This is a genomic window from Clostridium sp. DFI.1.208, assembly GCF_024463855.1.
Lineage (GTDB): Bacteria > Bacillota_I > Bacilli_A > Erysipelotrichales > Erysipelotrichaceae > Clostridium_AQ.
Map to the genome: position 1 here is coordinate 20,674 of NZ_JANGCA010000044.1, position 20,026 is coordinate 40,699.

Genomic DNA, 20,026 nt, shown 5'->3' on the forward strand with positions numbered 1-20,026 from the left:
TTAGGACCTTTGCAGACATGTTCAAGAATAAAGATATTCGTAACAGAATATTCTTTACTCTTGCCATGTTGTTCGTCTTTCGCTTTGGTTCAGCAATCACTGTACCGGGCGTAGATGTAACCGAATTGATAAAAGGTATACAGGACAGCTCACTGTTTGCGATGATCAATATGCTAGGCGGTGGTGGTCTGGAGCAGCTTTCCATTTTTGCAATGGGTGTTGGTCCATACATTACTGCCTCCATTATTATTCAGCTGTTATCCATGGATGTGGTTCCGGCACTTACCGAACTGGCAAAGGGCGGAGCAACCGGAAAGAAGCAGATCGACCGCTACACACGCTATCTGGCAGTCGTATTGAGCTTTTTCCAGGCATCTACACTGGTTTACAGTTTCTCTACACAGTACGATTCACTGCTGGTAAATGGAAGCGGATGGGCTTCTATTTTGTACGTTGCGACCCTGCTGACCGCAGGCAGCATGTTCATTCTGTGGATTGGAGATCGTATCAGCATGAAGGGAATCGGAAACGGTGTTTCCATGATCATTGCTGCCGGTATCATCGCCAGACTGCCGTATCAGTTTACAACGGCATGGCAGACGCTGGTTGATCCAAGCAACAGCAGTGCAACCTTCAATGGTATTCTGACCTACGGACTCTATATTGTATGCTATCTGCTGATTATCGTATTCGTTGTCTTCATGCAGACTGCAGAGCGTAAGATTCCGATTCAGTATACATCCAGTACCGTAACGACTCGTAAGAAGGATATGACTTACCTGCCGCTGAAAATCAATTCTGCCAGCGTAATTCCTGTTATCTTCGCATCCGCCATCATGGTGGCGCCGCTGCAGATCTGCAAAATGGTCTGGCCTGCAGCAGGCTGGGTCAAAACACTGGAAACCTATATGGGAATGCAGACTCCGGTCAGCCTTGTAATCTATGTAATTCTGATTCTGCTATTCACCTTCTTCTATACGAAGCTGCAGGTGGATCCGGAAAAGATTGCAGAAAACCTTGGAAAATCCGGTACGTATATCCCGGGAATCCGTCCGGGTACGGAAACAAAAGAATATGTTAATAAAGTATTGTGCAGAATCACGGTTCTGGGAGCAATCGGGCTTGCCTTTATCGCTGTTCTGCCGCATGCACTGCCTCTGATTCCAGGCATCAATCTTCCACAGTCAATGGGTATTGGTGGAACCGGAATCATCATCGTTGTCGGTGTGGCAATGGAAACGGTAAAACAGATCGAGGGACGCCTGACACAGAAATCCTACCGCGGATTCCTGCAGAGATAAAACGATAGAAGGTGAACCTATGAATATCCTGATTATGGGAGGACCTGGTGCCGGAAAAGGTACGATGTCTGCCAAAATCGTCGAGAAGTTTAACGTTAACCACATTTCTACGGGAGATATCTTCCGCAGTGAAATCGGAAAGGGAACAGCTCTTGGCATGGAGGCGAAAAGCTTCATGGATAAAGGACTGCTGGTTCCCGACGAAGTCGTTAACAATATGGTGAAGAGTTATCTGGAAAAGCTGGAAGACAAGAAAAACGGTTTCCTGCTGGATGGCTATCCGAGAACACTTGACCAGGCCAAAGCATTCGATGCACTGGCAGAAGGCAGCGAGCTTGCCATTGACAAAGTCATCGCACTTGAAATTGACTTTGAAAAGCTGGCAGACCGTGTAACCGGACGCCGCATTTGCAAAGAATGTGGAGAAATCTATCACATCAAATCCAAGCCGAGCAAAGTCGACAAGGTTTGCGACGTATGTGGTGGAGAATTATTCCAGCGTAAGGATGATACAGTGGAAAGCTTAACTGTGCGTCTGGAGGAGTACAGCTCGCAGACGGCTCCGGTGCTTGACTATTACGATAGCAAGGGAATCGTTACAAGAATTGATGCGAGTCAGCCGATTGACAGCGTATGGAATGATACATTGACAGCTCTGGAGAAATAGAATGGTGAAAGCCAAAACAAATCAGGAGTTGACAAAGATGAGAAAAGCGGGTATAATTGTTGCGCTTGCACATCGTGCAGCAAGTGCAGCAATGCAGCCCGGAATTACCACACAGGAATTGGATAGAATCATTGAAAATGTGATTCTGGAAAACGGTGCAACACCGTCATTCAAGGGTCTGTACGGCTTTCCGGCAGCAGCCTGTATTTCTATAAATTCTGTCGTAGTACATGGTATCCCAGGCGATACCGTTTTATGCGATGGAGACATTGTTTCAGTAGATATCGGTGCCTGTTATCAGGGGTACCATGGAGACTCTGCCTGGACCTATGGAATTGGCAAGCTCAGTGAGGAAGATCAACGACTGATGCGCGTCAGTGAAGAATCTTTGTATGAAGGTTTAAACATGGCCAGAGCGGGGAATCATTTAACTGATATTTCTCATGCAATCGGAGAATATGTGTTTACGCACGGGTATTCGATTCCAAGAGACTATGCAGGACATGGTATTGGAACTTCTGTCCATGAAGATCCGACAGTTCCAAATTTTGGCCCGGCAGGCCGCGGCATCCTTCTGCAGGAGGGCATGACGCTGGCAGTGGAGCCGATGGTTCACGCGGGCAAACCACAGACAAGAATGTTGAAGGATGGCTGGGGTGTCGTCACAAGAGACGGCAGTAAGGCAGCTCATTTTGAACACACGATTGTGATTACAAACGGTGGGTATGAAATACTCACAACACTGAATAAGGAGGAACGTCCAGATAATGGGTAAACAAGATGTTATTGAAATTGACGGAGTTGTTGTAGACACTCTGCCAAATGCAATGTTTAAGGTGAAACTGGCCAACGGACACGAAATTCTGGCTCACGTTTCTGGTAAAATCCGCATGCACTACATTCGCATTTTACCAGGGGACCGTGTTACCGTAGAGATTTCACCGTATGATTTAACACGTGGGCGTATAACATTCCGACACAAGTAAGTCGTGAATTAAGGAGGAAAACGCATGAAAGTAAGACCATCTGTCAAACCAATATGCGATAAGTGCCGCATTATCAAACGTAAAGGCCGCGTCATGGTTATTTGCGAAAATCCAAAACACAAACAGAGACAGGGAAACTAACGGAGGTGTAATGTAATGGCTCGTATTGCAGGTGTAGACTTACCACGCGATAAGCGCGTAGTAGTATCATTAACGTATATTTACGGTATCGGTCGCTCCACATCAGAAAAAATTCTGGCAAAAACTGGAATCAGCGAAGATATCCGTGTAAAAGACTTAACAGAAGATCAGGTAAATGCAATCCGTAACGAAATCGATGCAATCAAGGTTGAAGGTGACCTGCGTCGTGAGGTTCAGTTAAACATCAAACGTTTAATGGAAATCGGATGCTATCGCGGAATCCGTCACAGAAGAGGATTACCGGTACGCGGACAGCGTACAAAAACGAATGCTCGTACACGTAAAGGTCCAGTACGTACGGTAGCAAACAAAAAGAAATAGGACGATAGGAGGAAGTAAATAATGGCAAAGAACGTAAAAGCGAACTCACGTGGTAAACGTAAGGCACGCAAGAATATTGCTCGTGGAGTTGCACATGTCCACTCAACATTTAACAATACCATCGTTACTATTACTGATGAAAACGGAAATGCTGTAGCATGGTCTAGTGCTGGTGCTTTAGGATTCAAGGGATCTCGTAAATCCACTCCTTTCGCAGCACAGATGGCTGGAGAAGCTGCAGGAAAAGCAGCAATAGAGAATGGTATGAAGACGATTGCAGTTAGCGTAAAGGGGCCGGGACCAGGACGTGAAGCAGCTGTAAGAGCTCTGCAGGTAGCAGGACTGGAAATCACATTGATCAACGATGTGACACCGATCCCGCACAACGGTTGTCGTCCACCTAAACGACCACGTGGTTAATGATTAACTGTAATTGAGGAGGTAAACTATGCAAAAATTCGAACGTGCACATTTTGAAGTAAAAGAATATGATGAATCTCAACATTACGGGAAGTTTGTGTTTGAACCTTTGGAAAGAGGTTTTGGTACAACCATTGGAAATGCACTAAGACGTGTTTTGCTCTCCTCTTTACCGGGAGCTGCCGTATTTTCAATTAAAGTTGATGGTGTTTACCACGAGTTCACTTCAATTCCTGGAATTGTAGAGGACGTAACGGCAATCATTTTAAATATCAAAACCCTTGTGATGAGTATTCAGGATGATGAAATTTATACTCTGCGTATCTCAAAACAGGGTCCAGGCGCAGTAACCGGTGCTGATATTATTTGCCCGGAAGGTGTGGAGGTAATAAGCAAGGACTTACACATCTGTACACTGGAAGAGGGCGGAATGCTGGAAATGGAACTGCAGGCTCGTATTGGCCGCGGGTACGTAAGTGCTGACACGAACAAGCAGCTGTACCAGACACCAAATCAGCCTCTGGGAATCATTTACACAGATTCAATTTATACACCAATCGAGAAGGTATCCTATAATGTAGAGCCGACTCGTGTTGGACAGGATGCTCACTATGACAAGGTTGCACTGGAAATCTGGACAGACTCTTCACTGAGTCCGGCAGAGTCCGTTGCACTGGCAAGCAAAATTCTAATCGACCATCTGGAGCTGCTGACAAATGTTCATGAAGCAGTAAATGATATGGAATCCGTGATGAAGGAAGCACAGGGCGAGGTACAGAACAAGGGACTTGTCATGATGATTGAAGACCTTGACTTATCCGTACGTTCCTACAACTGTTTGAAGCGTGCAGGAATCCAGACCGTGGAGGAACTGACACAGAGAACAGAGGATGAAATGATGCGTGTAAGAAACCTTGGTAAGAAATCATTGAAAGAAGTTAAAGATAAGATCTATGATTTGGGACTGAGTTTCAAATCATACGAATAAATATTCGCAAGGGAGGTTAATGGACCAATGTGGAATCGTAAATTAGGACGTAAAGCTGACCACCGTAAAGCTTTATTACGTAACATGGCTACATCCGTGATCGCTTACGGTCAGATTGAAACTACTGAAATGAAAGCAAAGGAACTTCGTTCCGTTGTTGATGAACTGATCACACTGGCAAAACGTGGAGACCTGCACGCTCGTCGTCAGGCTGCAAGCTTTGTACGTGATGTTGTTGTCAATGAAGAGACAGGACAGACTGCTCTGCAGAAGCTGTTTGAAGAAATCGGACCTGCTTATGCAGACCGTAAGGGTGGATATACTCGTGTTGTTAAGACAAGAGTACGTCGCGGAGACGCAGCACCTATGGCTATCATTGAATTAGTTAAATAAATAACAGGAGAACTGCAACGCAAATCAATAACGCTGCAGTTTTTTTTATGCCTGCGATAATTTAGATATCCACAAAGATTGGCTGCTTCCCCTACTGGAATTGATTGCAAGCGTAGCTGTGCAAGCGGCAATGGGGTTCCTTCGGTTTCAGATTTGAGAAGGAATCATGCACGCAGAGAAAACAAATAATCTTAAACTAAGGTGGAGGGAAAGAGGAACGTGGAAACAAACCTAGCTTTATGGTATACTCTAGCAATTTCTTTTACATTGAATAGAAGGGCTACATGTATTCTTTTTACCTGCATTGTAGTATTATAGTGTAGTAAAGGGAGTGGTTAGCTTATGCGAATTAAGAAAACGGTTCTCATTGCCGGTATTGCAATGATACTCGCAGCTTCCGGCACTGTTGGATATATCTGGTCACAAAACCAAAAAAAGGAACAGGATTATGCAAAGATGGAGATAACGTTCCATAAGGATCGTCAGATTCTGGAATATGGGGAAAAGATAGACAGCAGCTCCTTCGTAAAGCATTCAGTTGGTGAAGTGAAAACCTATCCGAGCGTTCATACAAAGAAAACAGGTATCCAGACAATCACCTATGTATTGAGCTATGAAGGGCAGACGAAAAACATACCGTATACGATTGACGTACAGGATACAAAGAAACCGGAAATCAAACTGAAGGAGAACCATGTTACTCTGGAATATGGGCAAACGTACGATGTCGCAGATAATATAAAAAGCGTTCGTGATCCGATCGACGGACCCTTGAAGAAAGCAAAGAAAACAGCAGCCGGAAGCTATTGGATAGATGGCAGGCTGAATACGTTGAAGGCAGGGAGCTACACCATCACCATACATGCGCAGGATCGAAATGGAAACCGTGCAGACCAAAAGTTTACGGTAACGGTAAAAGAAAAAGTGGAGCAGAAGCCGAAGAAGGTAAATACTCCTTCTGATGAACCGTCATCACCATCACAGTCAGGGGGGGCCACAGCCGCATCGGTTGAGCCGTATTACGTCAATGGAGTGCTTCTAGTGAATAAAAAGCATGCACTGCCACAGAATTACGGAGGAATGGATTCCAACGCTTACGCAGCTCTGCAGCAGCTTCAGGCGGGAGCTGAGGCAGCAGGTTATTCCATGCCGCTGATTAGTGGCTATCGTTCCTATGCATATCAGGCTTCCTTGTATAACAGCTATGTCGCACAGGATGGACAGGCGCTTGCTGATACCTATTCAGCAAGACCGGGACATTCCGAGCATCAAAGCGGACTTGCCTTTGACATTGGCGCCTTGGATAACGGGTATGGCAATACGCCGGATGGAAGATGGCTGCATGCCCATTGTGCAGACTACGGCTTTATTATTCGCTATCCGGCAGGTAAGGAAAGCATGACAGGCTACCAGTATGAGCCATGGCATGTCCGCTACGTTGGTAAAGAAATTGCATCTCAGATCATGGCGCAGGGAATCACGCTGGAGGAATATCTGGGAGATATATAAGCATAGAAAACAGGTGGGCTCTATTGCCAGCATAGAGTTCGCTTTTTTTGCGTATATCCAATGGCTTCATAAAGCATCCGTACTTCTGGGAGGAACAGCATGCTATCCATATATAATCTTAAGAAACAGGGAAGATTCACCTGCTTTTTGCGAATGTCACTGTACGAATAAACAGAAACTGTTATAATATTGAGGAGCGAGGGATGTACATATGAAAAAACAACTAATGATACTTTTGACGGCAGGGCTTCTGCTTGCCGGCTGTAATTCCAATGAAGAAGAGGACGCCCTAAAACAGTATGGGGTAGAAGATACAAAGAGCTGTGACAATCTTGCGGCTGTGAAGCAGGCAGGTGACGAGCTTGTCAAGGACAAGGGAAGTGTCTACTGCGCCATCACAACGGATAAGAATCTCGACCAGGCGACTGCCTTTGTGAAAAAGGATTATGATGCAAAGCGGATCACTGCATTTTTAAAGCTTCCATACTATCACAAGGAGCTGACCAAGCGCTATATTGCATATGATGACGGGAAAAAGGATGTACAGGATATTGTGACCTATGTCAATATCGGTCTGGATCAGCCGTATTTCACCAATGTTGATATTATCCGGGATACTGATGATATCCTCCTGCTGATTAACAAATATCACCGGCTGCCTGATGATTATGAGCCGAAAAATCTAGTGAAAACACCAAATGCCTGTGTGATAGGAAAGGATTTCTCCTGTCAGAGTGAGCCTCAGTATTTGCGTAAGGAGGTTGCGGACGCATTTTCCGAGCTGGTGAAGGCAGGGGAAGCAGAGCAAATTCACATTAAGGCAATTGCGAGCTATCGCAGCTTTGCCTATCAGAAAAATCTGTACGATTATTATGCACAGAGTCAGGGAACGGAGTATGCGGACAAATACTATGCCCGTCCGGGACAGAGTGAGCATAACAGTGCCCTTGCCGTAGATGTGACGATCAATGATGAAAATTTCAATGAAATTGAAAAATCAGAGCATTATGACTGGCTGCTTCAGCATATGGCAGAGTATGGCTTTATCCTGCGATATCCGGAGGATAAAGTGGATGTGACCGGATATCAGTATGAATCCTGGCATCTGCGCTATGTTGGAAAGGATGTCGCAAAGGAAATCGTGAAGCAGGGGCTTACACTGGATGAATATATCGCCAGAAAGGATGTGCAGAAATGAAAAAACTTATGGTTGTAATGCTGAGCCTGCTGCTGTGTGCATGCAGTACATCAGAGAATAAGAAAAAAGAAACACCGGAAAAGGATCCGGAAAATGAACATACAACGGTATCCTTTGTCGGAGTCGGAGATAATCTGATTCATGAAATGATCTACAAGCAGGCAGATGCTGCTGCCGGTGAGATGAATGATGGAACATATGATTTTACGGAAATGTATACGCATGTAAAGAAGGATATTCAGGAAGCCGATCTTGCCTATATCGATCAGGAGTCCATTGTCGGAGGAGATGCGCTTGGCATCAGTGGCTATCCAACATTCAATACGCCTGCTGATATCGCAAAGAATGTTGCAGATACCGGATTTGATATCGTGAACACGGCAAACAACCACTGTCTGGATAAATATCAGGAGGGAATTGATTATTCCCATGAAATCTGGGGAAAGCAAAAGGGAATTATTACGGCGGGAACCTATACCTCCCAGAAGGATCGGGATACAATACGGACAATCAAACGTAAGGGAATCACATTTTCCTTCCTTGCCTATACCTATGGAACAAACGGAATCGAGCCGCCCAACCCCTATAGCGTTGCCTATTTCGATGAGGACCAGATCCGTGAGGATGTGAAAAAGGCAAAGAAGCTCAGTGATGTCGTGATCGTATCTGCGCATTGGGGAGATGAGAATGTTTCAGCCCCTACGGAGTTTCAAAAGAAATATGCGAAGCTGTTTGCAGACTTGGGGGTAGATGTCGTTGTCGGTGAGCATCCGCATGTAATACAGCCGGTCACATGGATGGAAGGAAAAGAGGGGAATAAGACGCTGGTGATCTATTCACTCGGAAATTTTTTAAATGGTATGCTGGATGTGAACAATGTACTGGGCGGTATGATCCGTTTCGATTTTGTCAGGGATGCAAAAAGCAAGGAGATTTCTATTCAAAATGTGAAATGGGAGCCGCTGATAACGCATTATACAGGGGATGCTGCGGATATCATGAATACGAGAAAGAATTTCACCGTTTATAAGCTGCGTGATTACAGCGAGGAGCTGGCTGAGAAGCATGGATTAAATGGGGTGGACGGACAACGGGTTCGCCTTGAGGATCTGTACGCACGTACGAAAAAGGTGATTACGGAAATACCTGTTATAGGAAAAGGGGATGCGAAATGACACTGATTGAAGAAATGGAGATTTATGCACAGGAGCATGATGTGCCGATTATGCAGAAGGAGGGGATAGATTTCATGTGTTCCTTTCTGCGGGAGCATAATCTGAAGCATGTTCTGGAAATCGGAAGTGCCATCGGTTATTCGGCAATCCGTATGGCAATGCTGGATACGGATATGCATATTACGACAATCGAGCGGGACAAAGAGCGCTATGATCAGGCAGTGGAATATGTACAGCGAAGCGGCCTGCAGGATCAGATTACACTGCTGTTTGGCGATGCACTGGAGACTGTCGTTGCGGGCAGCTACGATATGCTGTTCATCGATGCGGCAAAGGCACAGTATACTAAGTTTTTTGAGCGCTATGAGCCGTTGCTGAAAAAGGACGGATATGTAATAACGGATAATCTGAATTTTCATGGTCTAGTGGAGCATCCGGAAACGATTAAAAGCCGCAATCTGCGAAGTCTGGTACGTAAAATCGGAAATTTTGTCGAGTATCTGAAGCAGCGTGAGGATTATGATACACAATTTTATGATTTTGGAGACGGTGTGGGAATCAGCAGGAAAAAAGTGTGAGTATGTAGCAGAAGGAAACGGCATAGCCTGTGGAATCAGGAAGGAAACTATTCCTGAAATTAAGCTATTTCATGTATCATTTTGCATGTTTTGTGATACAATAGAAACAAGAAAGTGGTGATACTATGAAAAAGATAATACCTGCACTGGCGGTAATTGCCGGAGCTGCGGCACTGGTTGCCTACAAGCTGAAAAAGGATGAGGAAAAACAGATCGTTGATCTGGATCAGGGACTTCTTGCGGATGAGGAAGATCTGAATGAAATGGATTTGGACGATGAAATAGAAGAAGGTCCGATTAGTGATCCTGCTTCCTGTATGGAGTCTGTGAAAGAAGAGGCGGCAGCTGCTGCAGAGGATGTAAAGGATTTGGCAATGGATGCTGTAGAAGAAGGAAAAGAAGCAGCGGAGGATTTTGCGGATGCTGTCAAGGATAAAGCAGCAGAAGCAAAGGATATTGTAGTGGATGCTGCAGAGGAATTTGATACGGATTTTCCGTCTCTCCTGAAGAGTGAAACGGCAGCTCTGAAGGAGCAGGCAAAGAAATTGATGGATGACATGCTGCAGGAAGGTGACGTGCATGAAAACGAGCGTCCGGTTCAGCACAGCGTGGTATTCAAAACGGCCGAGGATATGGACAGCTTTAAAAATGAGGTTATCAATAAGGGCTTCGTCATCACAAGAGGGGATGAAGACCTGGAGCTGATCGTATTGCATATCACACCGATTGATGATGTCAAGCTGATGGGAAATATTCTGTATATTGCCGGAGAAGCGAAGCTGCATCATGGTGAATATCAGGGATGGAGCAGTAAGGTTATTTATTAAGTCATACAAATATAAAAGACGTCACGTACTGTGGCGTCTTTTTCTCACCCATGAATCGGCGTCTTTCATTCGATGGATGCCTTATGACACAGTAGAAATCCTTTTCTATATAGGAAAATTCCCGGCTATCGCACCGGGGCATTTTTCAATCCATAAACACTGTTTCATCTATGCGTTTTCCATGCTTATCATAAAAACGTAATTGCGAAATACTTGAATAAGGCGGAAGGAAGTCATAACTTTTGATAAGATAGGTATCCAGCTCTGATAATCCATCCAGCGATATAGTGAGCTTATCTTTATCATTCTTGGAAGCACGCAAATCAAATTCATAGCGCTCTGCTTTCACGATACTGTTATCGATAAAGACGACGATATGGATATTATCGGGCGTTCCAACCTTCATATAGCCGAAAGGTACAGTAGATTCTACGCCACCTTCATAGGAATAGGAGGATCCCTCCTTCTTGAATATCAACACATGATAGGTGTCCCTTTGTTTTAATAAATATAGTAAGCTTTGCTTATCTTCTATAACATTTAATTGCTCATGATTTTTATAAGTATTGTCCATATAATCCTTTGGATCAACCGTATCCTTATTGAAATTACATGCAGACAACATGATTGTGCAGGCGATTATAAATAGCAACCTTATTTTTGCTTTCATTTTCTTATCTCCCGTAATATATACATGACCTATCCAGCTTTCAGAACGAATGGTTTCTTGAAATTTACTGCTGTATGCATATAACATAAGCATTGAACATCATGATTTATAAGTCTTACACAGCTTTTCCCGCACATATGGGATGGTATATATCATGCATGGTGCAGTGCGGCAGCTTCCATCCATGCACTCGTATTGATATCGTCATAGAAGCGCATGTGATTTCATTCTGAGCTTGATAGGTATGGCTGTCCCCCTTCCATTACCTTTCTATGGATATATACAGTGCTTACATCCTTTGGGCTTTTCAATTTAATAGCGGTTGTGAACCTTCTCAAAAAAGCAAAGCATATCCTTAACCTTTAATACTCTTCCATCATCCAATACCGCTGTTCCGCTGAGGTAGCCGAAAACCTGATGCTGATCCGTTACAATGATGAGCGCACTTGTTTTCGCACAACGATCAAGAATCGGTTGAAAGGACATTTCAAAACGTGCGTCGCTGGATGTAATACGCCAAGGCTTGAGATAGCTGTCCGGCGGTATGTGAAAGGTGACATCCTCCAGCTTGTGGGCAACACCATCATACAGCAGTAAATTTTCGCTGGCCGCTGTCGTATCGCCAAAGCCGTAGCCGACATTGAAGCCAAACGGTTTTCCCTCTACAAGGCCGTTTCCATTCCCCCAGTACCAGGTGTTGTCATAGGTCCATACCCCACGCCCCCAATCCAGTGTTCCGAAGGCATTCTGTGGATCAAAGCGTATCGTGTTACCGTCAAAGCTGACACTTCCCTCAGCACGCATGCAGTTGATTTTCTGATTGTAGTAAAACGCGGTCTTTTTTTCTTTCCACGGTGTCGCAATTACCATACTGTCCATATCCGGCTGATGCAGCGTGATTTCACAATGAAATGGTTTTCCTTCATAGAAGCTCTGAAAATCACAGCGAAGGATGCGTTTGCCCTTCATGACCTGAAATTCCATATCGAGTCGCTTATCCCTGTATTTACAGGAGCCGCTTTCTGAGCTGGTCGGCAGCTTCAGCTTTCCCATTGGGAATGCGTTCAGAATGGTTTCGGTATGCTCCCAGCCTCTTTTAAAATCAAGAAGGGAAACGGATTGCAGTCCAATGTAGCCGTCATCGGAAATCGTGAAGGCGACACCGTAATGATCGTTGAGTATCAGATAATAATCCCATTCCTTGATTCTCCAGCGCTTTGCTTTGATATCCTCTCTGCGATATTCCTGCAGCAAGGAACGGGACCAGCCTGCCTCTTTCAGCCTGCCATGCTCATCCAGCAGAGGATGACGCTGTGTAACCTCATGATTGCGCATACAATCGCCTCCTGTTCTTCTATCTTCATTATAGTAAGTGTCCTGCAGGATGACAATATCATGTCGCAAATCCCTGATTTTCATTGACAAATGATTTTCGTACAGGTATTCTGAACTTACAGCTACCAAGGACGACTGCATGATTGATGTGGTGCTTCTGTGGCAACAAGTGTTTAAACCACGCATACAGCGTCTGCATAAGAGAAGAACTACCGGGAGGATACCTATGAAACTGCATATACAGAATGTGAAGAAGACCTATGATGAGAAGGAAGTGCTGAAAAATAGCAGTGCTGTTTTTGAACAGGGAAAGATTTATGGACTGCTGGGGAGAAACGGAAGCGGCAAAACGACGCTGTTTAACTGTATTTCCCATGAGATCCCCTGTGAGGGGGATGTTCTGATTGAGGAGCACGGGGAATTGCGAAAGGTAGAGGACAGAGATATTGGGTATGCTTACTCCAGCCCGATTCTGCCTGAATTTATGACTGGTTTTGAATATATACGCTTTTATATGGATATTCATGCAAAGGAAATTGATCCTGCGAAGACTATAGATTCCTATTTTGATCTGATGCGCATCGTTCCAAAGGACCGGCATCGTCTGATTAAGGGATACAGCCACGGTATGAAGAACAAGCTGCAGATGCTGGGCTTTCTGATTTCACGGCCGAAGGTCATTTTACTGGATGAACCGCTGACTTCCTTTGATGTTGTTGTGGCAAATGAAATGAAGCATCTGCTGCTGGAAATGAAGGCGGAACACATTCTCATATTCTCTACCCATATTCTGCAGCTGGCAAGTGATCTCTGTGATGAAATCGTGCTATTGCATAACGGGATACTGGAACAGCTCGATCATGCTTTGCTGCAACAGAATGATTTTGAGGATCGCATCGTTTCGCTGCTGCAGGAGGAAGTAAAGCATGCTGGGTGATATTCTGCTGCTGTTTCGGATTCGGATGACCAGAAAGGTGAACGGATTTTTCTATTATGTGAAACGACTCCCCCTGATTGGCAGGCTATTGAAGGAATCCTGTTATGCTGCTGTAAATCTAAAGGGAGTGCTGAGTGTCTTCTCCTTCCTTGTGGATATCCTGATGAACCTGTTGAAAAATCTGCTGTATCTGTTTGTGGTGATTGCTGTACCGCTGATCAATCTGCAAAAGCATGCTGATGATGGGCAGATTACAAATGGGTTTCTGTTTGGCTTTGTGCTGTTAAGCCTTGTAGCAGGAAGTATAAGCAACAGCAAGCTTCTTACAGCGGATGATGAAACCTTTATTCTCAGCCGCCAGATGCATATGGAGGCCAGACGCTGTCTGTGCTCCCGCAGCTGGTACAGCTATAGCATGAATGCCATCGGACTCTTTCTGGCATGCCTGCTTTTGTCCTTTATGTTTTCGTTTCCCTTCTGGTATGCAGGTATGGCCGGCTTTGGCTATCTGGGCTCCCATCAGTGTATGGACATGCTGCAGATGCGGCACTTTCAAAGGAAAAACAGCTTTTATCTGCATGCGAATACATGGAAGCTTCTCATTCCACTTGGCTCCTTGCTCCTGCTGTATGCGCTATACTGGCTGAATGTGGATTTCAGCTTTGCTCCATGGCTGTTCTGCATCACTTCGTTTGTGTGTGCAGCAGCCATTATTCCCTATCGGCGTTTTGAAAACAGCTATCATGCTTACAGTGAGCTGCTGACATGCCTGCTTGTGGAGAATTATGAAATACTGAAGCTGGACAGCAGCCAGATGAAGCAGATGGAGGTAGCGGTGGATGAAAATAGCTATACCAGTGAGGAGCTGCAATATCGAACAAAGAATACGGGCTATGCCTTTTTAAATGAACTATTCTTCCGCCGTCATAAGCATCTGATTTATAAGCCGGTAAGGTTTCGTCTGGCTGTCATGACAGTGCTCTGGCTTGCAGGTACATGTTTGCTGATCGTGCTGAAGGATGAAATGAAACTCACGAAGGATATTCTGGAGCTGCTTCCGCCATTTGTATTCCTTTCCTATATTCTCAGCATCTCACAGCGTGTCTGTAAGGCGATGTTTATGAACTGTGATGTATCGCTGCTGCATTACAGCTATTATCGTAGCAGGGAGGCGGTGCTGGTGAATTTCCGACTTCGCTTAAAAAAGCTTTGCTTCTATAATCTCCTGCTGATCATGGTGCTTTGCCTGTATATGAATAGCACCGTTGTGCTTGTTGGATTGCCCTATACTCTCTCCACGCTTCTTCTGTTTGATTTTGCTTTGCTTTGTCTGGCTGTGTTTTTCAGTGTTCATTATCTGTTTGTCTACTATATCTTTCAGCCGTATAATGAGCAGTTTGATATGAAAAACCCGTTTATGTCCATCCTCAACGGTCTTGTGTATCTTTTTTGCTATTTCTGCATGCAGCTGGAGGGAAGTCTGTTGTTTGTCAGCGGTGTTTTGGCTTCTACACTTCTATATATCCCGATTGCGCTTCTTCTGGTATATCGTCTGGCGCCGAAAACCTTCCATTTGAAATGATGGTTAAGGCTATTGGCACTCCCTGCTTCCAATAGGAGCCACGGTATCCATTCCAATGACTTTGGATCCAGACAAAAATAATTTCTATCTGACTCCTGCAGCAGTCTGCGTTATCCATTACAAGGCTGTGGCTAGACGTTGCAGGATAACATAACTACGTTTTTCTCTAAACTGGCTGATGGATCTTGTGGTGAAAAAGGCTCACATAGCAAAGGCATACCTGATTCTGATTTCATACTTGGGGAAACAGAAATTCATATCCATTTCGACAATGCGTGCAAAAGCAGCTGTTGATCATACTGCCTGTATTTCTGAAAGGGTAAGCATTTGAGTATTACGTAAGCTTGGAAACGGTCTAACGTGGACAGGCGGTACCAATTTCAGGAGAACAGGGAATATCTATTGAAGCACAGACCAGGCATATAACGTATGTATATTTTTTTATGCTGCATGAATATGTATCCAACACATGTCCGCTATGGTTCTTTCTTTGTATTATCCAGAAAAATAGATTGCGGAATTTTTTCTTTTCGCTATAATTATAGGAAGTAGGGAGATGAGGGCATGCTGAAGAAAAATTTTAATTATTTTACTATGTTTGCGACCGGGCTGTTTTTCTGTGTGCTCGGTTTTTCCTTTATCTTCGATTCTCTTGCTGTCTGGAACTGGCTGTATACAACGCTTGTTATCGGTATATCCGTCGCCGGTGTTATTCGTATTTTCAATATGATTCTGAATTACCGCAAGCTGAAGCACAAGGGCGGACAGTTTCTGGATATCATCGTGTGGCTGATTGCGATTATCATATCACTGGCGATACCGGAAACCTTTTTCGCCATCTTTCCGCGTTTGATCGGCTGCTGGATTCTGCTGCATGCCATTATCAAAATCATTGTCTTCTATATCAAAATCAAGGATCGGCTGCCGATTCCGTTTATGAAGGTGATTTTTCTATGCGGCGATTTGATCATAGCCTTTTTTCTGATTGTAAATCCGGGCGCACATGAGGATGTAATCAGCTTTTTTCTGGGTGCCTATTTCCTTATTTACGGAGGAAACACCCTGCTTGATCTGATACGGGAAATTCTTCCGAGCGGCAGCGGGGATAAGCTGGATCAGAAAATTCAGCTCTCGGTACCTCCGGTATTATCTGCCGTTATCCCTCCGCATTTGATGAGTACCCTTTTGAACAAGGATAAAGAGGATGAAATCAAGGAACGCTTTGATGCCATAAAAGAGGATATTCCCGTTGATATGGAGGTACTGATACATTTAGCGCCAAGTGGACCCGCTATGTTTGGACATGCGGATGTCGTGTATCGCGGACTGGTCATATCCTATGGCTGCTATGATCCGCATAATCGACATTTGTTTGGAACACTGGGAGATGGTGTCGTCATTATCGCACCAAAGGATACCTATATCCGAAACTGTCTGGAGAATGAGAATAAGACACTGATCGGCTTTGGTGTATCTCTGAATGAGGAACAGAAAAAAAGGCTGAATGACCGCATTCTGGAGGTATTTGAGACCTTTTGCGATTTCGAGTGTGACGAGCAGCTGAAACAGAAAGGACTTCCCTGCAAGGGAGCGTGTGATGACTATCTGAGCCGTGTAACCAGAACATCACCGGATGCCAGATTTTATAAGATACGGGAAGGAAAGCTGAAAACCTTTTTTGTCGTTTCGAGCAACTGCGTATTTTTTCTGGGAAACCTGCTGAGCTCCATCGGCTTGAATCTGTTTGACCTCAGCGGTATTATATCTCCGGGAGCGTATTATGATTTTTTAAACAAGCAGTTTAAAAGTCACAAGGGATTTATTGTTTCCCGCAGACTATATCGGAAAAAGGATGTGGATCAGTTTGATTAAAGCATATCTGAAATCTATAAATAATCGCCAAATGGTACAGAATCGGAAGCACACATCAGGATTTATCAAAGCAGAGCGAAGTAGTTACACATCTGCGGCTGATAAGTCTTTTTTTTAGAAGAAAGCTTACGAATTTGCAAATAGGATAAACAATAGCTGTACGAAATTTCCTGCTGTGTGTGATCGTTTACGGGTATACATGTGCAGTCTTCCTTAATGAGAATGTAAAGGAAAGCTCTGAACCTTACAAAATGGTCACATTTCTATGAATATATTGACAAATCCAGCTATTTCTTATAGTGTATTAGTGTAATAGATACAGTAGTACAGTTATCGTTTTGTACAGGGAGGAGAATACTATGCTGGAGCTTAAACATATAGCAAAGACGTATAAAACAACAAAGGGAGTGAGGACTGAGGCTTTGAAGGATATCAATCTGCGCTTTCCACAGCGCGGGATGGTGTTCGTATTAGGAAAATCAGGGTCTGGGAAATCCACCCTGCTGAATATCATCGGCGGGCTGGATCAGGCAGATACAGGGGAAATCATCATCAACGGAAAAAGCTCTGCGGATTTCAAGCAATCGGATTATGATTCCTACCGCAATACGTATGTGGGATTTATCTTTCAGGAATTCAATCTGATGGAGGAATACACCATCGAGAAAAATATCGCCATGGCGCTGCAGCTGCAGCAGAAGGAAGCGTCTTCTGCACAAATCGAGCAGCTGCTGGAACGTCTGGGTCTGAGCGGCTATGCGACGAGATATCCGAATGAATTATCCGGAGGACAGAAGCAGCGCGTTGCCATCGCGCGTGCCTTGATCAAGGAACCGCAAATCCTGATGGCGGATGAACCGACGGGGGCCTTGGATTCTGCGACAGGGAAAGAAATTTTCGATACACTAAAGGAATTGAGTAGAGAAAAGCTGGTCATCGTTGTCAGTCATGACCGTGAATCTGCACAAGCCTATGCGGATCGAATCATTGAGTTCAAGGACGGTGTTGTGGAATGTGATACAGCACCCGATGTCGATGAGCAGCATGAGGTATTTGAAGCTATTCATTCCCATCTGCCGTTCAAAGACAGCTTCCGGCTTGGATTTTCCTGTCTTGGACACAAAAAGATCCGAATGGTATTCACCATTCTGCTGACCAGCTTCGCACTGCTGCTTCTGGCACTTTCGGATGCTGTTGGAAATTTCAGCTCGGTCAATGCCCAGTATAAGGCAGCTGAGGAATTACAGGAACCGTATGCCGGTGTTCGTTATCAGTACCTGGATGAGAATGGAAATACCATCTATACCGGCATGGATACGCAGATAAAGGATTCGGATATCCATGCTGTTTTAAAGGAGAATGAAAAGCAGAAGTTCGCAAAGGTCTATTCCTGGGACACGATGCCGCTGCGTCTGGGAGATTTGGGAATCGAAGAGCTGGACAGCACGGCGTATTCCGCTGCCGTCGACCAGTATAAGCTGACGGAAATGGGCAGCTTTGATACTCTGGGCTACAAGGATATCAAGGGATCCTTTCCCAAGGATTACAGGGAAATGGCAATTTCCTCCTATCTGGCGGATATCATCCTTTCACAGGGAATCGCAGATGAGAAAGGAAAGCTGCAGTTTCCGAAGACATATGATGATATTCTACAAAACGTAAAGCTTCCAATCGGAGATACATGGATGCGCATCAGTGGGATTGTAGTCAAGGATACCGGCAAATATGAATCCCTGAAGAAGGTCAGTGCGAATAATATCGACAGTGAAACGTACAAGCTGGTTCGTGAATTCCGAAATATAGCAAGCATAAGCTGTAATAAGCTGTATGTGAAAGAGGGCTTTGTAAACACAGTGAAGCAGCAGAAGGGAACGGTTCTGGACAGCAGTAAGCATACATTATATCTGCGTGTGAATGAGCAGGATATGGGCATGTCCTCACTGGCTTATCCTGCGCAGACGGTTACCTATTTCAATGGTACGGAAATGGTTTCCACTAAGAGCGTGAAAAAAGATGAAATCCTTCTTACGCCGGATATGCTGATGCAGATTCTCGGGAAATCGGAGAGCTTCTATAGTGATGCCATGGCGAAGAAATCTACAGAAGAGATTCGCAAGGTTCTGCAGGACAGTGTAAAACGGTTGATTGGAAGAAGTGTGGAGCTGCATGTACAGGAGGGCTTTGGAAACAGCGGTGAGCTTTTGAAGCAGCAGGTACGCATTGCCGGTGTAGTGATGCCGGAGGGAAAGTTCAGTATGGAGGATGTTTATCAGATCAATGATAATATGGTCAATCAGGAGCTGATTGCCGCTTACATTCCGGATACGCTGTATGTCAGTGAGCTGCTGGGAAGCTTTGATGATACCACATTGAAGCCGTTTCTTGAACAATACGATATCGGCAACAATCTGTATGCCAACACGGTAGCTACGCAGGATGTCAAGAGCATCAAGGATTTTGCGAGCTTTGCTACGAAGGTATTCTTCTATGCAAGCATTGCCCTGTTCATCTTTGCGGCAGTGCTGATGATGAATTTCATCATTGTGTCGATTTCCTATCGTAAAAAGGATATCGGAATCCTTCGTGCCATCGGTGCAAGAAGCACAGATGTTTTGAAAATCTTTATCTGGGAAGGAGTCATGCTGGCGGTGATCTCCTATGTGATAACCATGATAGGTCTGCAGCTGGTGTCACTGATCACCAATACGTTCGCAAAGGAGGAAATCGGTGTTCTGATTTCACCGGTCATCATTACATTGCGTCAGCCGCTGCTGATGCTGGTAATCGTTGCGGCAGTAACCTTTATCGCCTGTATCCTTCCGGTAACAAGAATTGCCCGTCAGCGTCCGATAGACGCAATCAAGAAGTAAATGAAAGAACAATGATCAAACAGAATCCATTCATCGAAAAAAAGCAGGATAATTTTATTGATTATCCTGCTTCAGATTGTTGACAAAAGCCTATACCTTTTCGTAAGGACATAGGCTTTTTATTGTATATAGGCAATTTTCGAAATGAAATTGTCTTTTTTTGTATATTTTGAAGGATATATTGAATTTTTTGATG

The 20,026-nt window shown here is 44.5% G+C and carries 20 protein-coding genes; 18 read left to right on the plus strand and 2 right to left on the minus strand.

From position 1 onward, the window contains the following. The first annotated feature begins 17 nt into the window (after window positions 1–17). The 14 genes from secY (at window position 18) to NE665_RS18270 (ending at window position 10,564) form a co-directional block, all read left to right on the plus strand. Window positions 18–1,301, plus strand: coding sequence for a preprotein translocase subunit SecY (gene secY / locus NE665_RS18205; protein ID WP_256302593.1), 1,284 nt, complete (start codon window positions 18–20; stop codon window positions 1,299–1,301). 19 nt (window positions 1,302–1,320) lie between these two features. Beyond that, on the plus strand, window positions 1,321–1,968 hold the full coding sequence (locus NE665_RS18210; protein WP_117443706.1) for an adenylate kinase: 648 nt from the start codon (window positions 1,321–1,323) through the stop codon (window positions 1,966–1,968). Between the two features lies 1 nt (window position 1,969). Further along, entirely contained in the window at window positions 1,970–2,743 is a 774-nt protein-coding gene (map, locus tag NE665_RS18215) for a type I methionyl aminopeptidase (RefSeq protein WP_117443707.1), read from the plus strand. After that, window positions 2,736–2,954 carry a translation initiation factor IF-1 gene (infA, locus tag NE665_RS18220; RefSeq protein WP_002607438.1) on the plus strand — a complete coding sequence of 73 codons (219 nt, stop codon included), beginning with the start codon at window positions 2,736–2,738 and terminating at the stop codon, window positions 2,952–2,954. Before map ends, infA begins: the two co-directional genes overlap by 8 nt. 24 nt (window positions 2,955–2,978) lie before the next feature. After that, the gene (gene rpmJ, locus NE665_RS18225; protein WP_008979808.1) at window positions 2,979–3,095 is read left to right on the plus strand and encodes a 50S ribosomal protein L36; all 117 of its coding nucleotides are present in this window, start codon (window positions 2,979–2,981) and stop codon (window positions 3,093–3,095) included. Between the two features lie 15 nt (window positions 3,096–3,110). After that, window positions 3,111–3,476 carry a 30S ribosomal protein S13 gene (gene rpsM, locus NE665_RS18230; protein ID WP_117443708.1) on the plus strand — a complete coding sequence of 122 codons (366 nt, stop codon included), beginning with the start codon at window positions 3,111–3,113 and terminating at the stop codon, window positions 3,474–3,476. A 21-nt stretch (window positions 3,477–3,497) separates the two neighbouring features. After that, window positions 3,498–3,896, plus strand: a complete 399-nt coding sequence (gene rpsK / locus NE665_RS18235) for a 30S ribosomal protein S11 (RefSeq protein WP_117443709.1) — start codon at window positions 3,498–3,500, stop codon at window positions 3,894–3,896. A 28-nt stretch (window positions 3,897–3,924) separates the two neighbouring features. Beyond that, entirely contained in the window at window positions 3,925–4,884 is a 960-nt protein-coding gene (locus tag NE665_RS18240) for a DNA-directed RNA polymerase subunit alpha (RefSeq protein WP_117443710.1), read from the plus strand. Between the two features lie 27 nt (window positions 4,885–4,911). Further along, entirely contained in the window at window positions 4,912–5,277 is a 366-nt protein-coding gene (gene rplQ, locus NE665_RS18245) for a 50S ribosomal protein L17 (protein ID WP_002607442.1), read from the plus strand. Between the two features lie 342 nt (window positions 5,278–5,619). Further along, window positions 5,620–6,786, plus strand: coding sequence for a D-alanyl-D-alanine carboxypeptidase family protein (locus NE665_RS18250; protein ID WP_117443711.1), 1,167 nt, complete (start codon window positions 5,620–5,622; stop codon window positions 6,784–6,786). Between the two features lie 211 nt (window positions 6,787–6,997). Further along, window positions 6,998–7,984, plus strand: a complete 987-nt coding sequence (locus NE665_RS18255) for a M15 family metallopeptidase (RefSeq protein WP_117443712.1) — start codon at window positions 6,998–7,000, stop codon at window positions 7,982–7,984. Next, a complete protein-coding gene (locus NE665_RS18260) occupies window positions 7,981–9,159 on the plus strand; it encodes a CapA family protein (protein WP_117443713.1) in 1,179 nt (392 codons plus the stop codon). Before NE665_RS18255 ends, NE665_RS18260 begins: the two co-directional genes overlap by 4 nt. After that, the gene (locus NE665_RS18265) at window positions 9,156–9,737 is read left to right on the plus strand and encodes an O-methyltransferase (protein WP_117443714.1); all 582 of its coding nucleotides are present in this window, start codon (window positions 9,156–9,158) and stop codon (window positions 9,735–9,737) included. The genes NE665_RS18260 and NE665_RS18265 overlap by 4 nt, the downstream gene beginning before the upstream one ends. A gap of 125 nt (window positions 9,738–9,862) precedes the next feature. Further along, a complete protein-coding gene (locus NE665_RS18270; RefSeq protein ID WP_117443715.1) occupies window positions 9,863–10,564 on the plus strand; it encodes a ribonuclease E inhibitor RraB in 702 nt (233 codons plus the stop codon). Between the two features lie 145 nt (window positions 10,565–10,709). On the opposite strand, the gene NE665_RS18275 is transcribed toward NE665_RS18270, so the two are convergent. Next, window positions 10,710–11,234, minus strand: coding sequence for a hypothetical protein (locus NE665_RS18275; RefSeq protein WP_178759800.1), 525 nt, complete (start codon window positions 11,232–11,234; stop codon window positions 10,710–10,712). A 312-nt stretch (window positions 11,235–11,546) separates the two neighbouring features. Beyond that, a complete protein-coding gene (locus tag NE665_RS18280) occupies window positions 11,547–12,569 on the minus strand; it encodes a DUF2804 domain-containing protein (RefSeq protein ID WP_117443716.1) in 1,023 nt (340 codons plus the stop codon). Window positions 12,570–12,795: 226 nt separating this feature from the next. Between NE665_RS18280 and NE665_RS18285 the strand changes: the two genes are divergently transcribed. The 4 genes from NE665_RS18285 to NE665_RS18300 all read left to right on the plus strand — a co-directional run bounded on the left by NE665_RS18285 (window position 12,796) and on the right by NE665_RS18300 (window position 19,830). Then, window positions 12,796–13,506 carry an ABC transporter ATP-binding protein gene (locus NE665_RS18285; RefSeq protein WP_117443717.1) on the plus strand — a complete coding sequence of 237 codons (711 nt, stop codon included), beginning with the start codon at window positions 12,796–12,798 and terminating at the stop codon, window positions 13,504–13,506. Then, a complete protein-coding gene (locus NE665_RS18290) occupies window positions 13,496–15,088 on the plus strand; it encodes a hypothetical protein (protein WP_117443718.1) in 1,593 nt (530 codons plus the stop codon). The genes NE665_RS18285 and NE665_RS18290 overlap by 11 nt, the downstream gene beginning before the upstream one ends. Window positions 15,089–15,652: 564 nt before the next feature. Further along, a complete protein-coding gene (locus NE665_RS18295) occupies window positions 15,653–16,960 on the plus strand; it encodes a hypothetical protein (RefSeq protein WP_117443719.1) in 1,308 nt (435 codons plus the stop codon). A gap of 359 nt (window positions 16,961–17,319) precedes the next feature. Next, window positions 17,320–19,830 carry an ABC transporter ATP-binding protein/permease gene (locus tag NE665_RS18300; RefSeq protein ID WP_117443720.1) on the plus strand — a complete coding sequence of 837 codons (2,511 nt, stop codon included), beginning with the start codon at window positions 17,320–17,322 and terminating at the stop codon, window positions 19,828–19,830. The last annotated feature ends 196 nt before the right edge of the window (window positions 19,831–20,026 follow it).

What these genes read in the sequence shown, in the direction of transcription:
- secY (WP_256302593.1), top strand. Translation starts at nt 18, where the DNA reads ATGTTCAAGAATAAAGATATTCGTAACAGAATATTCTTTACTCTTGCC.
- NE665_RS18210 (WP_117443706.1), top strand. Translation starts at nt 1,321, where the DNA reads ATGAATATCCTGATTATGGGAGGACCTGGTGCCGGAAAAGGTACGATG.
- map (WP_117443707.1), top strand. Translation starts at nt 1,970, where the DNA reads ATGGTGAAAGCCAAAACAAATCAGGAGTTGACAAAGATGAGAAAAGCG.
- infA (WP_002607438.1), top strand. Translation starts at nt 2,736, where the DNA reads ATGGGTAAACAAGATGTTATTGAAATTGACGGAGTTGTTGTAGACACT.
- rpmJ (WP_008979808.1), top strand. Translation starts at nt 2,979, where the DNA reads ATGAAAGTAAGACCATCTGTCAAACCAATATGCGATAAGTGCCGCATT.
- rpsM (WP_117443708.1), top strand. Translation starts at nt 3,111, where the DNA reads ATGGCTCGTATTGCAGGTGTAGACTTACCACGCGATAAGCGCGTAGTA.
- rpsK (WP_117443709.1), top strand. Translation starts at nt 3,498, where the DNA reads ATGGCAAAGAACGTAAAAGCGAACTCACGTGGTAAACGTAAGGCACGC.
- NE665_RS18240 (WP_117443710.1), top strand. Translation starts at nt 3,925, where the DNA reads ATGCAAAAATTCGAACGTGCACATTTTGAAGTAAAAGAATATGATGAA.
- rplQ (WP_002607442.1), top strand. Translation starts at nt 4,912, where the DNA reads ATGTGGAATCGTAAATTAGGACGTAAAGCTGACCACCGTAAAGCTTTA.
- NE665_RS18250 (WP_117443711.1), top strand. Translation starts at nt 5,620, where the DNA reads ATGCGAATTAAGAAAACGGTTCTCATTGCCGGTATTGCAATGATACTC.
- NE665_RS18255 (WP_117443712.1), top strand. Translation starts at nt 6,998, where the DNA reads ATGAAAAAACAACTAATGATACTTTTGACGGCAGGGCTTCTGCTTGCC.
- NE665_RS18260 (WP_117443713.1), top strand. Translation starts at nt 7,981, where the DNA reads ATGAAAAAACTTATGGTTGTAATGCTGAGCCTGCTGCTGTGTGCATGC.
- NE665_RS18265 (WP_117443714.1), top strand. Translation starts at nt 9,156, where the DNA reads ATGACACTGATTGAAGAAATGGAGATTTATGCACAGGAGCATGATGTG.
- NE665_RS18270 (WP_117443715.1), top strand. Translation starts at nt 9,863, where the DNA reads ATGAAAAAGATAATACCTGCACTGGCGGTAATTGCCGGAGCTGCGGCA.
- NE665_RS18275 (WP_178759800.1), bottom strand. Translation starts at nt 11,234, where the DNA reads ATGAAAGCAAAAATAAGGTTGCTATTTATAATCGCCTGCACAATCATG.
- NE665_RS18280 (WP_117443716.1), bottom strand. Translation starts at nt 12,569, where the DNA reads ATGCGCAATCATGAGGTTACACAGCGTCATCCTCTGCTGGATGAGCAT.
- NE665_RS18285 (WP_117443717.1), top strand. Translation starts at nt 12,796, where the DNA reads ATGAAACTGCATATACAGAATGTGAAGAAGACCTATGATGAGAAGGAA.
- NE665_RS18290 (WP_117443718.1), top strand. Translation starts at nt 13,496, where the DNA reads ATGCTGGGTGATATTCTGCTGCTGTTTCGGATTCGGATGACCAGAAAG.
- NE665_RS18295 (WP_117443719.1), top strand. Translation starts at nt 15,653, where the DNA reads ATGCTGAAGAAAAATTTTAATTATTTTACTATGTTTGCGACCGGGCTG.
- NE665_RS18300 (WP_117443720.1), top strand. Translation starts at nt 17,320, where the DNA reads ATGCTGGAGCTTAAACATATAGCAAAGACGTATAAAACAACAAAGGGA.